General features: G+C 71.5%; 9 protein-coding genes and 1 riboswitch. Of the genes, 6 read left to right on the top strand and 3 right to left on the bottom strand.

Going from position 1 to position 14,269, the window contains the following annotated elements; translation table 11 throughout:
* Positions 1-26: 26 nt before the first annotated feature.
* Complete coding sequence (locus G401_RS0110230) at positions 27-1,277, top strand: AI-2E family transporter (protein WP_027342437.1); 1,251 nt, start codon at positions 27-29, stop codon at positions 1,275-1,277.
* A gap of 424 nt (positions 1,278-1,701) precedes the next feature.
* On the opposite strand, the gene G401_RS44725 is transcribed toward G401_RS0110230, so the two are convergent.
* Positions 1,702-3,117: a PrsW family intramembrane metalloprotease gene (locus G401_RS44725; RefSeq protein WP_051366456.1), complete on the bottom strand. Its 1,416-nt coding sequence runs from the start codon at positions 3,115-3,117 to the stop codon at positions 1,702-1,704.
* Positions 3,118-3,152: 35 nt separating this feature from the next.
* Positions 3,153-3,268: riboswitch (SAM riboswitch) on the top strand.
* A gap of 53 nt (positions 3,269-3,321) precedes the next feature.
* On the opposite strand from G401_RS44725, the gene G401_RS44720 reads away from it, so the two are divergent.
* Positions 3,322-4,701 (top strand): aminotransferase class V-fold PLP-dependent enzyme, encoded by a 1,380-nt coding sequence (locus tag G401_RS44720; RefSeq protein WP_084557035.1) that lies wholly within the window; start codon positions 3,322-3,324, stop codon positions 4,699-4,701.
* 130 nt (positions 4,702-4,831) lie between these two features.
* On the top strand, positions 4,832-5,950 hold the full coding sequence (locus tag G401_RS44715) for an FUSC family protein (RefSeq protein WP_051366455.1): 1,119 nt from the start codon (positions 4,832-4,834) through the stop codon (positions 5,948-5,950).
* Here the strand turns inward: G401_RS44715 and G401_RS0110210 are convergent.
* Positions 5,938-8,376: a S8 family serine peptidase gene (locus tag G401_RS0110210; RefSeq protein ID WP_084557033.1), complete on the bottom strand. Its 2,439-nt coding sequence runs from the start codon at positions 8,374-8,376 to the stop codon at positions 5,938-5,940. The genes G401_RS44715 and G401_RS0110210 overlap by 13 nt on opposite strands.
* Before the next feature lie 23 nt (positions 8,377-8,399).
* Between G401_RS0110210 and G401_RS44710 the strand changes: the two genes are divergently transcribed.
* The gene (locus G401_RS44710) at positions 8,400-10,136 is read left to right on the top strand and encodes a glycerol-3-phosphate dehydrogenase/oxidase (RefSeq protein ID WP_051366454.1); all 1,737 of its coding nucleotides are present in this window, start codon (positions 8,400-8,402) and stop codon (positions 10,134-10,136) included.
* A 155-nt stretch (positions 10,137-10,291) separates the two neighbouring features.
* On the opposite strand, the gene G401_RS0110200 is transcribed toward G401_RS44710, so the two are convergent.
* The gene (locus tag G401_RS0110200) at positions 10,292-11,677 is read right to left on the bottom strand and encodes an FAD-binding oxidoreductase (RefSeq protein ID WP_027342435.1); all 1,386 of its coding nucleotides are present in this window, start codon (positions 11,675-11,677) and stop codon (positions 10,292-10,294) included.
* Between the two features lie 93 nt (positions 11,678-11,770).
* On the opposite strand from G401_RS0110200, the gene G401_RS0110195 reads away from it, so the two are divergent.
* Together G401_RS0110195 and G401_RS0110190 are read left to right on the top strand one after the other, a co-directional pair.
* Positions 11,771-12,658 (top strand): GNAT family N-acetyltransferase, encoded by an 888-nt coding sequence (locus G401_RS0110195; protein ID WP_027342434.1) that lies wholly within the window; start codon positions 11,771-11,773, stop codon positions 12,656-12,658.
* A gap of 58 nt (positions 12,659-12,716) precedes the next feature.
* On the top strand, positions 12,717-14,120 hold the full coding sequence (locus G401_RS0110190; protein ID WP_027342433.1) for a sugar porter family MFS transporter: 1,404 nt from the start codon (positions 12,717-12,719) through the stop codon (positions 14,118-14,120).
* Positions 14,121-14,269 lie beyond the last annotated feature (149 nt).

Below are 14,269 nucleotides of genomic sequence, written 5' to 3'. Positions count from 1 at the left end.
CCGGAGGTCGACGGCGGAGGTGCGCATTGGGACGGTTCGACCGGGCGAAGGCCAACATCCGGCGTGCGTACGAGGCCGGCCGCGCGTCGGTACGGGCGCGGCGCAACGAGGTGGAGCCGTTCGTCGAGGAGCCGCCGCCAGCGGATCCGGGCCCCGAGCCGGTGCATGTCGTCGAGCACGCGAGCACCTCGAGCCGCGATGATCTGGAGGTGCCCACCGGTCTGCGGATCGCCGCGGCGTGGGGCTGGCGCCTGCTCATCCTCGGCGCCATCGCGTTCTACGCCCTGAAGATCGTCAACATCCTGTCCAACGTGATCATCCCGCTGACGATCGCGCTGCTGCTCTCCGCGCTGCTGGGGCCGCTGGTCGGCGTACTCGTGCGGGCGCACTTCCCGCGGTCGCTGGCCACGGCGATCGTGGTCCTCTTCGGCATCGGCGCGGTCGTCGGCATCCTGACGATCGTGATCAACCAGTTCGTCGCCGGCCTGCCCCAGGTCAGCGACAACGCGGCGCAGGGTGTCCAGGACGTGCGCGACTGGCTGAAGAACGGCCCGTTCCACGTCACCAACGCCCAGCTGGAAGCCCTCGGCAACCAGGTGCAGACCTGGTTCACCTCGAACAAGGGCAAGCTGACCAGCAGCGCGCTGTCCACCGCGGCCGCGACCGCCGAGGCCTTGACCGGCTTCTTCCTGGTGCTCTTCTCGCTGTTCTTCTTCCTCCGCGACGGCCGGAAGATCTGGAACTTCTTCGTCGGGATCATGCCCCCCGCGACCCGCGAGGCGGTCGACTACTCGGCCAACGCCGCGTGGCATTCGCTCGGCTCCTACGTGCGGGCGACCGTCCTCGTCGCGTTCATCGACGCGTTCGGCATCGGCATCGCGCTGTGGATCCTCAAGGTCCCGTTCGTCTTCCCGCTGGCCGCGCTGGTCTTCCTGTTCGCCTTCATCCCCATCATCGGCGCGACGGTCTCCGGCGCGGTGGCGGTCCTCGTCGCGGGCGTGACCGTGAACTGGGTGACGGCACTGCTCGTCCTGGCTGCCGTGATCGCCGTGCAGCAGCTCGAAGGCCACGTCCTGCAGCCGCTCATCATGGGCAAGGCCGTCGCGATCCATCCGCTCGCGGTGATCGCGGCCATCGCGGGCGGCCTGGTGCTCGCCGGCATCATCGGCGCGCTGGTGGCGGTTCCGCTCGTCGCGATGTTCAACACGGGGATCCGCGCTCTGAACAGCCGCCGCCGCGAGATCGCCGCGCGCCTCCAAGCCGAGTCCAGCGCGTGATTCAGCTCGAAATCCTCAAATCAAGATCTTTTCAAAGATTTGTCCCGGGTTCGTCGATCTCACCTCCGCTCCTCGCGCGGGAGACCGTTCCGCCCCTATCGCTGCGCTCCGGGGACTCCACTGCCAGGTGAGTGGGGCGACGCATCGTCCACCGTCGCCCGGTCACTGTTTCGCCCCAACCCCCCGACCGACCTTTGTCGCGACTGTCCGAGATGACGGTTGGGCGGGTCGGCTTGTCGGTGATTGTTGACGGCTGAGGTGTGATTCCGGCCCCATCTGCATGATCGTTTACGTGTCAGGTGCAGCGGACGTCGGTCAACGCGTTCCGGAACCGTAAACGATCATGCATTGGGCGGCCTTTTCTACACCTCAGCCGTCATCGATCACCCCAGCGACCGTCGACTGGGCGCACAAGTCTTGATATTCATCTTGAGGTGGGCCAGTGGGGGGTGGGGGGCGGCGCGTAGGTCCAGACCGGACGGGGCGGGATCACCACGGGCATCGGAACCACCGGCTCGGGCGGTGCGCTCACGCGCCGCGTCTGTCCGTCGGGGAACAGCATCTCGTACGCGTCCCCCGTCCACTGGGCCGGCGGCGTCTGCGGATCGCGCCCGACGTAGACGGCCCGGGCCTCCGAGATCTCCCGCAGCAGCGAGGTCTCCTCGTCCCGGGCCCGTTCGACCTGGACGGGCGTGCGGTAGAGGCCGCGCTCGATGCCGTCGCGTACCAGGGCGAGCCGGGTGGCCGCGAACTGGAACGTGCTCATCGACTTCTTGCCCGCGTCCCCGGCGACCCGCTTCGCCCAGGTACGCGCCGCGTGGCGCCGGCTCAGGGAGGCCAGCGAAGCCACCTCGGGCGGGGTGAGCCAGCCCGCCCGGACATAGCCCGGCAGGGCCCGGACGGTGATCCGCCCCTCGTGCGCGCGCAGCCAGAGGGCGAAGGCCACCATGCCGAGGAAGATCGGCATCTCCAGCGCGAAGTAGCCGTACAGCACCAGGATCGTCTTGCCGGTGCTCGCGGCGAGGGTCGGGATCAGGTTCCACGTGCCGTGCATCATCATCGCGACGAGCAGGCCGCAGACCGGCGCGAGTACGCGTACCGCGCGGTTGCCCGACCGGGCCGCGATGCCGATGCCGATGCCGGTCATCGAGGTGAACAGCGGATGGGCGAAGGCCGAGAAGATGACGCGGACCAGGAACGTCGCGAACAGCAGCTGCAGGCCGGTGCTGACGCCGTACTCCTTGGCGCCCGCGGCGTACCCGTGGCCGCCGAGGTAGAGGATGTTCTCGGTCATCGCGAACCCGGTCGCCGACATTCCGCAGTAGACGATGCCGTCGACGATGCCCGAGATCTCCTTGCGCAGGAAGACCAGGATCAGGATCGGGCCGAGCGCCTTGGAGGATTCCTCGATGAACGGGGCGATGACCACCGCCACCAGGTCGTCGGAGAGTCCATTGTGCTCGAACAACGAGGCCGAGAAGGTGTTCACGAACAGGGCGATGCCGGTGGCGACGAACGCGCCCCAGCCGAAGCAGCAGACCAGCGCCCAGGTCGGCTCCGGTTCGTAGCGGTCGAGCCAGAGGAAGCAGGCGACCAGCACCGGCACCGGCAGGATCGCGGCGGCGAGGCCGACCAGCAGGGCGGTGACGCCCATGTTGACGCCGAGGTAGACGAGCATCGCGACGGCGGCGCCCGCGATGAGGAAGATGACGAGTCCCAGCACCAGTGGCCGGACCCATTTGGCGGGTTTCTTGGGCGGCGGCGGGTACGCCACGGGAACCGGCGGGAGGCCGGGTGTGACGGACGTCTCGGGTAGCCAACTCGGCGTCAGATCGGCCATGACACGGAGCTTACCTATCGCTAGAGTGTTCAACAGGTCACGAGTGACAGTGCGAAGCCCCGGCTGGCTGTCCGGCAACCCTCGTTCGCGGTGGGGTGCCCCGGGTGATGACCGGGCCTCGCCCGATGAGTGTGCGAGGCAAGCGCGGACCCCGTCCCAGGCTGCCACGGCTCCCGGGGTCCCTGGACCCGGGAGGGTTTCACCATGACCGCTGTCCTCGACACGCCCTGTAGCGCCTTCGAGAAGCCCGCCGACACCACCGCCGACCTCGCTTCGGTCGACTTCACCTCCGCCGACTTCGCTTCGGTCGAGTCCCCCGAGTTCGGGTTCGGCTGGCCGGACCAGATCGCTGTGCACGGCGTACCCGGGCAGGTGAACCTGGACTACGCGGCGACCGCGCCGTGCGCGCGGGCCGCGAGCGACGCGGTGAACGCGATCCTGCCCTGGTACGCGAGTGTCCACCGTGGCGCCGGCGCCTTGTCGCAGCGCTGCACGCTGGCCTATGAGCGGGCGCGGCAGACGGTGGGCGACTTCGTGGGGGCCCGGGCCGACGATCATGTGATCTTCACGCGCAACACCACCGACGCGCTGAACCTGCTCGCCCACGTGGTGCCGGCGGACGCGACGGTCGTGACCTTCGCCGGTGAGCACCACGCGAACCTGCTGCCCTGGCCCCGCTCGGTACGCCTGCCGGTGCCGGACTCCGCCGGCGCGGCGGTCCGGGCGCTGGCCGCGGCGCTGCGCGAGGTACGCCGGCTCGCGCCCGACAGCCCGATCCTGGTCAGCGTGACCGGGGCGACGAACGTGACCGGCGAGCTGTGGCCGGTGCGCAAGCTGGCGCAGGTGGCCCGGCGGCACGGGGCGCGGATCGCGCTGGACGCGGCGCAGCTGGCCCCGCACGTGCCGGTGGACCTCGACGACCTGGGCGTGGACTACCTGGCGCTCTCCGGGCACAAGCTGTACGCCCCGTTCGGCGCCGGTGTCCTCGTGGGACGGTCGGATTGGCTGGACGCGGCCGACCCGTACCTGGCCGGCGGGGGTGCGAGTGCCCGGGTGGGCGACGCCACGCATGACATCCAGTGGGCCTCCGGCCCGGCCCGCCACGAGGCCGGTACGCCGAACCTGCTCGGCGCGGTCGCCCTGGCGGCCGTCTGCGAGGCGATCGAGGCGGCCGACCGGACCGCGCTGGAGGCGACCGAGCAGGCGCTGCTCGCCCACCTGCGGTACGGCATCGCGGAGATCCCGGGCGTCGCCGAGCTGCGGATCTTCGACGAGGCCGCGCCCCGGGTGGGGATCGTGGCGTTCGCCGTGGCCGGGCGGGAGTCGGCGGAGATCGCGGCCGGGCTGGCCCGGCACGACATCGGCGTACGCGACGGGCTGTTCTGCGCGCATCCGCTGGCCCGGCGTCTGCTGAAGGAGACCGCGCAGCGGGAGGGCTGGGCGAGCGCGCCGGCCACCGCGGTACGCGCCTCGATCGGCCTCGGCACGACCGTCGCCGACGTGGACGCGTTCCTGACGGCCCTGCGCTCGGTGGTCCTCGCAGCTCCGTCGGCCGCCCCCGTCACCCCCGGCTGCGCCGTCTGACCGCCGCCCTCGCGCCGGGCGTCGGCTTGATCCGGTTTGGATCAGGGAAACGCACGTAATCTTGGACCAAGATTCGGGTGATTTCCCTGATCCAAACGTGATCATGGTTGGGCCGCACAGAATCATAGGGATGAACCAGATCGTGCGGACCGAGCTGACCGCGAGGTCGAGGCGCGTCCGCGCGAGTCTCGCCCTCGCCGCTCAGGCCGCGCTGGCCGCCGGCCTCGCCTGGTTCATCGCGTTCAACCTGCTCGGCCATCACCAGCCCTACTTCGCGCCGATCTCGGCCGTCTCGGTGCTGGCCGTGAGCGTCGGGCAGCGGCTGCGCCGGGCGGTCGAGATCGTGGCCGGCAACGCGGTCGGCATCGCGCTCGGCGAGGCGTTCATCGTGGTGGTCGGGCGCGGGTCGTGGCAGGTCTCGCTCGTCGTCTTCATCGCGATCCTGGTCGCCGTGTTCGCGGGCGGCTCCCCCGCGCTGCTGATGCAGTCGGCCTCGGCCGGCATCCTGGTCGCCACGATCATTCCGAGCAGCGGCGACTACCTGTTCAGCCGGTTCGTGGACGCGGTGGTCGGCGGGTCGGTCGGCCTCGGCGTGATGGCGCTGCTGCTGCCGCTCAACCCGCTGACCGTCGTCTCCAACGCGGCCGGGCCGCTGCTCGCCGAGATGTCGACCGGGCTGAGCAAGGTCGCCGAGGCGCTCGACCTGCGCGACGCGGACCTGGCCCAGGCCGGCCTCGACGACCTCAAGGACGCCGAGCAGCACCTGACCGCCATGAAGGACGCGATCGTCGCCGCCCGCGAGATCTCCACCCTCGCCCCGCTGCGCTGGGGCAAACGCGGCCCGCTCGCCGCGTACGTAGACGGCTACGACCACCTCGTCCCGAGCATCCGCAACGCCCGCGTCCTGGCTCGGCGTACGAAGTCGATGATCCTGGACGAGGAGGACGCCCCCGAGAGCCTGATCGCCGCCGTCCGCTCCCTCGCCGACGCCACCGGATGGCTGCCCCGGGAGTACGCCGACGAGCAGGATCCCGAGGCCACCCGAGCCGCTGCGGTACGCGCCGTCAGCAGCGCGTCGGAGGCGTACCGCACGGGGCTCGGGTTCTCGGGGAGCGTCGTGGTGGCCCAGGTCAGATCGATGGCCACCGACCTGCTCCGGGCGGCCGGAGTCGACCAGCGCGACGCCGAACGCCTGGTACGCCGCGCGGTCGCGAAGGCCGAACCCGCCCCGAACGCTCAGGGCCCATAGCGGACGATCCCCGCGCCGGCCGCCTGGCGTACGTTCGCGCAGTCGGTGCCGATCGCGTCGGTGGTGTCGGTGCCGGTCACGGGGACGGCCGTCGCGGCGAGCCGCCGCCGGGTGCCGTCGAGGTCGCCGATGAGCGCCGGGTCCTTCGACCACAGCAGCGCGATCAGCCCCGCCACGTGCGGCGTCGCCATCGAGGTGCCGTCCAGCTCGGCGTACGTGTCGCCGGGGAAGGCGGAGACGACGCCCTCCCCGGGCGCGGCGACGTCCGGTTTCCCGGAGCCGGCCGCGCCACGACTGGAGAAGCTCGCGACCTTCTTGTCCCGGTTGACCGCCGCCACCGTGATCGCCGACCGGTACGGAGCGGGCGGGTCGGTGATGCTGTCACAGCGCGGGCCGCTGTTCCCGGCCGCCACGACGACCGCGATCCCGGCCGCGGCCAGCGCGTCGATCGCCGGTTCCAGCGAGCGGGCGTCGCAGCCCTCCAGCTCGGGGCAGCCCCACGAGTTGGTCAGAATGTTCGGCGCCCGGTCGGGCCGGCCGTCGGTGAACGCGTCGCCGCCATGGGGGAAAGGCGCCAGCATGAACTGGAGGCAGTCGAGGTAGTAGCTGGGACTGCCCATGTTCCGGTCGAGGTTGACACAGCCGACCCACTGGGCGCCGGGAGCCACCCCGATCCCGCCGCGGCCGACCGCCGTGGCGATCGTGTGCGTACCGTGGCCGTTGTGGTCCTGGGGGAAGGTCGAGTCCTCCCACGGGTCGTACCAGGAGTCGTCGCCGCCGCGGAAACCGGACGCCAGGGCCTCGTGCCGGCCGTCCACACCGGAGTCCGAGGTGCCGACCGTGATGCCCTGCCCGGTCACCCCGTCCTGCCAGGCCTGCGGGGCGCCGACCATGGCGATGTTCCACTGCGTACCGGTGGGCCTGGGCAGGTCGCCGTGGTCCACCGGGAGCGGCGCCGGCAGCGGGCGCAGGACGGGATCCAGCAGTACGCGGTCCACGTCGTCGCGGCGGGACAGCCACGCGCGGATCTCCGGGCCGCCGTCCACGGCGATGCCGTTGACCAGGTAGTAGGGCGTGTAGGTCAGGTGGAACCGGTCCAGCTGCTTGCGCAGATCGGCCTGGGTGCTGTTCGCGAAGTCGACCAGCCGGTGGTAGACCGCCGACACCCGCTCGGTACGCCCGGGCCCGGACCCCGTCGTCAGCGGCAGCCCGCTCAGCGGCGCCTGCTGCTTCATCACCACGAACAGCCGCTCGCCGTGGAATCCGGGCTGGCCGGCCAGGGCGTACGCGGTGCCGCCGCCGGCCAGCGCGACGAGGGCGAGCGCCGCTGCCAGACCCCGTCGGGCGGGCCGGAACCCCACATCGGGTACGCCGATGCCGCCCGCAACGAGCTTCGCGGGGAGCGTGAACACGTACACGAGAGAAATGATCAAAGCCAGGACCAGCGCGGACACGGCGGCGATGGTCAGCCAGTAGGGAATGTCGCCGCCGAGCAGGAACAGCGAGATCTCGTCGGGATCGCTGAAGGCGAGCGGGCCGAGGACCGCGAGGCCGGTCAGCCAGCCGACGGCCGCGCGCGAACCCGGGGCCAGCGCGGCGGCCGCGAAGCCGAGCGGCGGCACGGCGGCGAACGCGAGCAGCTGCGTGCCCGAGGCGCCGGTCCCCGACGCGACCAGAGCGAGCGCGATCCCGGCCACCAGGCCGCCGAGCAGGACCAGCCGCGTGCGGCCGCCCACGGCGAAGGGCAGCCAGAAGCGGCCGTCCAGGATCGACGAGGCGAGCCAGCCGACGGCGGCGGCCGCGAGGACGGCGAGGACCGTCTCCAGGACGCCGCCCAGCGCGCCGAGCACCAGCCACGGCACGAGGACGACCGCACCGGCCAGCACGGCGAGCGGCACCGCGGCCGGCGACCGGCGTTGCGGGAAGTCCGGCTGCGTACGCCGCAGCAGCACGGCCAGCACGGCGGCCACGGCCGCGGTGCCGCCGAGATAGGCCTCGTTGAACTCGATCGGGATCGCGCGCAGCAGGCAGGCCAGGATCGCGAAGACCGACGCGAAGAACCAGGCCCGCCCGGCTTCGCGCACGGCGTACGCGCGGGGGATCAGCATCAGCAGCAGCGCGGGCAGGGCGCCGAAGAGGGCGACGCCGACCGCGTACAGCGGCCACACCCACGGCGGCTGGGGCAGATCGAGCTCCAGCAGGGTCTGCCCGGTCAGCCAGCCGGCCGCCTGCACGAAGGCCCCGCCGCAGACCAGGACCAGCAGACCGACGACGATCGCGCCGAAGATCGCCGGGCCGCCCGGGCGGAAGGTGCCGTCCCGGCCGCCGACGACGTGGCTCGGGGCGGCGGGAAGACCGGGCGGATGCCACAGGGGGGAGGAAGGAGGTGGCGCGGACCACGGCTCGGAAGGCGACTGATCGGCCATGATCGCACGTTACTCTTTCAAGGGTGCGCGACCGTGGTGTCTCCCGTAACGACGCCGGCGCCCTGACACCCGGGCGCCGCGCCGACGACCTGCGCCGGCTGGCCTCGGAAGAGTTCGACGTGCTGGTCATCGGCGGTGGTGTGACCGGTGCGGGGGCCGCGCTGGACGCCGCCGCGCGCGGCCTGTCCGTCGCCTTGATCGAGGCCCGTGATCTGGCCAGCGGCACCTCCTCCCGGTCCAGCAAGCTTGTCCACGGTGGCCTGCGCTACCTGGAGCAGCTGGAGTTCCACCTGGTCCACGAGGCCTTGCGGGAGCGCGGCCTGCTCGCGACCCGGCTGGCGCCCCATCTCGTCCGCCCGGTTCCGTTCCTGGTCCCCCTGCCGGGTGACTCCGGCTGGAAGCGCGCCTGGAACCGGGTCTACTACGGCGCCGGGGTGGCGCTCTACGACGCCTTCGCCTCGACCGTCCAAGGGGGACCGTCGGGCCGCGGCATGCCCGCCCATCGTCATCTGACGCAGCGCGGCGCCCACCAGCTGTTCCCGTCGCTGCGGCCGGACGCCGCGGTCGGTGCCATCCGGTACTACGACGGCCAGGTCGATGACGCCCGGCTCGTGGTGTCGCTCGTGCGTACGGCGGCGAGTCTGGGGGCGGCCGTCGGCACCGGCGTACGCGCGACGGGACTCACCCGCCAGGCGCGGCAGGTCACCGGCGTCACCGCGATCGCGGAGGACTTCGGCGAGCTGACGATCCGGGCGAAGACCGTCATCGCGGCCACCGGCGTGTGGAGCAACGACATCACCGGCCTGCTCCCGGACGCCCGGCCCGGTCTGCGCGTACGCGCGTCGAAGGGCATCCACCTCGTCGTGCCCCGGTCGGCGATGACGGGTGACGTCGGGTTGATCCTGCGTACGGCGTCCAGTGTGCTCTTCGTGATCCCGTGGGGCGGGCACTGGCTCATCGGCACCACCGACACGGACTGGATGCTCGACCGGGCGCATCCGGCCGCGAGCGCGCGCGACATCGACTACCTGCTGTCCGAGGTCAACAAGGTGCTGGACCGGCCGCTGACCAGGTCCGACATCGAAGGCGTGTACGCCGGCCTGCGCCCCCTGCTCTCCGGCGAGGAGGAGTCGACCTCCGCCCTGAGCCGGGAGCACGCCGTCGTCGAGCCGATGCTCGGCCTGTTCCTGGTGGCCGGGGGCAAGCTGACGACCTACCGGGTGATGGCCGCGGACGTGGTCGACCGGGCCGCCCGCCGGCTCGGTTCCGTCCGCCGGTCGAGCACGGACCGGCTGCCGCTCCTGGGCGCCGACGGGTACGCGGCCATGTGGCGCCGACGCGCTGAACTGGCCCGGCGTCCCGGCGGCCGGCTGTCGGTCGGTGCCGTCGAGCATCTCCTGGAGCGCTACGGCACCCTCACGACCGACGTCCTGCACCTCATCGACCAGGATCCGGCGCTGGGCCGCCAGCTGGACGGCGCCCCCGAGTACCTGGCGGCCGAAGTCGCGTACGCGGCCGCGGCCGAGGGCGTGCTGCACCTCGACGACGTGCTGACCCGGCGTACGCGGATCTCGATCGAGACGGCGCACCGGGGTGCGGAGTCCGCCCGGCACGCCGCGGAGATCATGGCAGCCGTCCTCGGCTGGGACCCGGTACGCGTCGCCCGCGAGATCGAGGGCTACGAGCATCGGGTCGCCGCGGAGCGGCTGTCGCAGACGATGCCCGACGACATCACGGCCGAGGCCGCCCGCCTCGCCTAGCCCCATGGCCCGTCGTTCCAAGATCTGGTTCGGATCACGGTTGTCACCCGAATCTTGGCCCATGATTCGGATGATTTCCCTGATCCAAACCAGATCTTGAAGGCGACGCCGGCGGCAAGCCGGCGCGGGCGGGCGGGAGCGGGGGCGAGGGCGGGTTAGAGGACCTTGCCCGGGTTGAGCAGGCCGGTCGGGTCGAGCGCGGCCTTGATCGCGCGCTGCACCCGCATCCCCACCGGCCCGGCCTCGGTCTCCAGCCAGCCGCGCTTGAGCAGGCCGACCCCGTGCTCGCCGGTGCAGGTGCCGCCGAGCGAGAGCCCCAACTCCATGATCTCGTCGAAGACCAGGTGTCCCTTGCGGACGCTCTCCGGGTCGGCGCGGTCCACGACGATGTTGGGGTGCAGGTTGCCGTCGCCGGCGTGGCCCACGACCCCGACGACCACGCCGTGCTTCGCCGCCGTCGCCGCGATGCCGTCCAGCAGTTCGGCCAGGGCCGACCTCGGTACCGCGATGTCGTCGAGGATCAGGCCGCCCTGCGCGTACAGGCCGTGGGCCAGGTGCTCCATCGCCGGGTGGGCCAGCCGCCGCGCCGCCAGCAGCGCCGCGGCCTCCTCCGCGTCGGTCGCCGTGTAGACCTCGGTCGCGCCGCTGGCCCGGGCCAGTTCCTCGATCGCCGCCAGGTCCGCGGCCGCGCGGGCACCGGTGTCGGCCGCGGCGAGCAGGATCGCGGCCGCGTTCGTGTCCAGACCCATCGGCCGGTACGCCTCGATCGCCCGCAGATGCACGTCGTCCAGCAGTTCGAGCAGGCTGGGCGCGGCGCCGCTCGCCATGATCTCGTTCACCGCCGCGCCGGCCGTCGCCGTCGTCGGGAACACGGCGACCAGGCTCAGCGCCGGTTCGGGTGCCGGCCGCAGGGCCACGGTGATCTCCGTGATGATCCCGAGGGTTCCCTCCGAGCCGACGAACAGGCTGGTCAGGTCGTATCCGGCGACCCCCTTGGGCGTACGCCGGCCGGTCCGCAGCACCTCGCCGTCGGCCAGCACGACCTCCAGGCCGATGACGTAACCGGTGGTCACGCCGTACTTGACGCAGCACATGCCGCCCGCGTTGGTGGCCGTGTTGCCGCCGATCGTCGAGGTCTCGAACGAGCCAGGGTCCGGCGGATAGAAGAGGCCGTGCTCGCGTACCGCCCGGCCGAGGTCGGCGTTGACGACACCGGGCTGCACGACGGCGATCCGGTTGACCGGGTCGATCTTCAGGATCCGGTCCATCCGCTGCAGGCTGAGCACCAGGCAGCCGTCGACCGCGTTGGCACCGCCCGCCAGCCCCGTACGCGCACCCTGCGGCACCACCGGTACGCCGTGTTCGGCCGCTACGCGTACGGCCGTGGCGACCTCGGCGGTGCTGCGCGGCCGCACGAGCACGAGCGGCAACCCGTCCGCCACCAGGTCCGCTTCGTCGCGGCGATGGTTCTCCAGCAGGTCGGGATCGGTGATGACCCGATCCGCGGGCAGCTGCGCCCGCAAATGATCTACGACGCCCACACCGCCGAATCTACTGTCCACGCGAAGTTGTGACATCTCACAGCGGGGCGTATGCCCGTAACGGCTTCACATCATCGAGCTAGTGTCTGGCTCATGGAGCGGTTCGCGATCGATCATCACCCCGCCGTCGTCGACCTGCTGCGGCGCAGCCTGCTGCCCGAGGACGCCGTCGAGGCCGACGCCATCGCCGAGATCCTGCGGCCGAACGAGGACGGCTCTCGGCGTACGGCCGGATTCGTGGAGTGGGACGGCGCGGCCGTGACGGGCGTGGTGTTCGTGGCCGTGGACAACGCGGACCCGCAGGTGGGGCACCTGGACCTGGTCGTGGTGGACCCGGAGTGCCGCGGGCGCGGCCTCGGCTCGCGCCTGATCGCGGCGGGTGAGCAGGCGTTGCGCGAGTTCGGCTGCACCCGCGTGCGGATCGCCGGCAACCCCCCGCAGTACGCGTTCCCCGGCATCGACGTCCGCTACACGCCCGCCGTCTGCGCCGTCACCAAGCTCGGGTACGCGCATGAGCAGACAGCCTGGAACATGTCGGTCGACCTGACGCCGGGCTCCCTGGCGCTCACCGACACCGCGGACGCCGAGGCGGCCCTGGCCGAGCAGGGTGTGCACATCAAGGCCGCCGACGCCGACGACATCGCCCGGCTGCGCCCGATCGTGGCGCAGGAGTGGGGCGGCCACTGGGCCGACGAGATCACCACCGCCGAGCAGGTGCACATCGCGCTGCGGGACGGGTCCCCCATCGCCTTCGCCGCCTGGGGCTGTACGCGTCCCAGCTGGTTCGGCCCGATGGGTACGAAGGCGGAGGGCAAGGGCCTCGGGCTCGGCACGGTTCTGCTCCGGCGCTGCCTGCGCGACCAGGCCAAGGCCGGGTTCACGAAGGGCCAGATAGGCTGGGTCGGACCGGTCCCGTTCTACGCGCGGGCGGCCGGGGCGTTCATCGAGCGGGTCTTCTTCCTGTACACGAAGGTGCTCTGAACACGTTAAAACCGCGAAAGCGGACATCTTGCCCATTCACCTCGGGCACGATGATGGAATGACACAACCCACCAGCGCGTCGACGCAGGTCGCCCACCGAGGCCAGGTGCTTCTCGTCGCTGCGGCCGCGGCGCTGGGCGGGTTCCTGTTCGGCTACGACACGGCCGTCATCAACGGCACGGTCGACGCCCTGAAGAGCGACTTCAACCTGAGTTCCGGCGTACTCGGGTTCGTCGTCTCCTCGGCCCTGCTCGGCTGCGCCGTCGGCGCCTGGTACGCCGGCCCGCTGGCCGATCGCTACGGCCGCCTCCGCGTCATGATCATCGCGGCGATCGTCTTCGCCATCGGGTCGATCGGCTCGGCGGTCGCGGTCGGGCCGATCGACCTCACCGCCTGGCGCGTCCTCGGCGGCCTGGCCGTCGGCGCGGCGAGCGTCATCGCGCCGGCGTACATCGCCGAGATCGCGCCCGCCGAGATCCGCGGCCGCCTCGGCTCGCTGCAGCAGCTCGCGATCGTGACCGGCATCTTCGCGTCCCAGATCATCAACTACGCCATCGCCCAGCACGCCGGCGGCGCGAGCAACCCGGTCGCCTGGGGCGGCGACGCCTGGCGCTGGATGTTCGCCGTCGAGACCATCCCGGCGCTCGTCTACCTGGTCTTCGCGCTCATGATCCCGGAGTCCCCCCGCTACCTGATCCGCCGCGGCCGGGTCGACGAGGCGCGCAAGGTGCTCGACCGGATCGTCGGCGGCGACACCGGCCGGCACATCCGCGAGATCCAGGACAGCCTGCGCGGCGTCAAGGAGAAGGTGGAACTGTCCGACCTCAAGGGGCCGCGCTTCGGGCTGCTCCCGATCGTCTGGGTCGGCATCCTGCTCTCGGTGTTCCAGCAGTTCGTCGGCATCAACGTGATCTTCTACTACTCCACGACGCTCTGGCAGGCCGTCGGCTTCACCGAGGACGACTCGTTCCTCATCTCCGTGATCACCAGCATCACGAACGTCGTCGTCACCCTGGTCGCGATCGCCCTCGTCGACAAGGTCGGCCGCAAGCCGCTGCTGCTCATCGGCGCGGCCGGCATGGCCCTGACCCTGGGCACGATGGCGCTCGCGTTCAGCACCGCCACCGGCAGCGGCGACGACGTGACCCTCGGCCCGGTCTGGAGCAAGGTCGCCCTGGTCGCGGCCAACCTCTACGTGGTCGCCTTCGGCGTCAGCTGGGGTCCGGTCGTCTGGGTCCTGCTCGGCGAGATGTTCAACAACAAGATCCGCGTCACGGCCCTGGCGGTCGCGGCGGCGGCGCAATGGCTCGCGAACTGGGTCATCTCGTCGACCTTCCCGGCGCTCTCGGACCTCGGCCTGGGCCTGGCGTACCTGGTGTACACGGTGTTCGCGGCGCTGGCGTTCGTCTTCGTCCTCAAGGCGGTCCGCGAGACCAAGGGCAGAACCCTGGAATCCATGTAATCCCTGGCTCTTGCTCGCGGCTCCCGTTCGCCGTAAACGATCAAGAACGCGGCGGCTGGGGTCCACCTGCCGGAAGATCCTTCTCACATCACGGACGACGGGCGGCGACGGAGCGGCTTGGGCGTGATCCACAGCGGCTGAGATGTAAA

It is taken from the genome of Hamadaea tsunoensis DSM 44101 (assembly GCF_000428945.1).
In the GTDB taxonomy this organism is placed as follows: Bacteria; Actinomycetota; Actinomycetes; order Mycobacteriales; family Micromonosporaceae; genus Hamadaea; species Hamadaea tsunoensis.
Note: the sequence above shows the minus strand (reverse complement) of the source record. Positions and strands in the feature narration are given on the sequence as shown.

What these genes read in the sequence shown, in the direction of transcription:
- G401_RS44725 (WP_051366456.1), bottom strand. Translation starts at nt 3,117, where the DNA reads ATGGCCGATCTGACGCCGAGTTGGCTACCCGAGACGTCCGTCACACCC.
- G401_RS44720 (WP_084557035.1), top strand. Translation starts at nt 3,322, where the DNA reads ATGACCGCTGTCCTCGACACGCCCTGTAGCGCCTTCGAGAAGCCCGCC.
- G401_RS44715 (WP_051366455.1), top strand. Translation starts at nt 4,832, where the DNA reads ATGAACCAGATCGTGCGGACCGAGCTGACCGCGAGGTCGAGGCGCGTC.
- G401_RS0110210 (WP_084557033.1), bottom strand. Translation starts at nt 8,376, where the DNA reads ATGGCCGATCAGTCGCCTTCCGAGCCGTGGTCCGCGCCACCTCCTTCC.
- G401_RS0110195 (WP_027342434.1), top strand. Translation starts at nt 11,771, where the DNA reads ATGGAGCGGTTCGCGATCGATCATCACCCCGCCGTCGTCGACCTGCTG.
- G401_RS0110190 (WP_027342433.1), top strand. Translation starts at nt 12,717, where the DNA reads ATGACACAACCCACCAGCGCGTCGACGCAGGTCGCCCACCGAGGCCAG.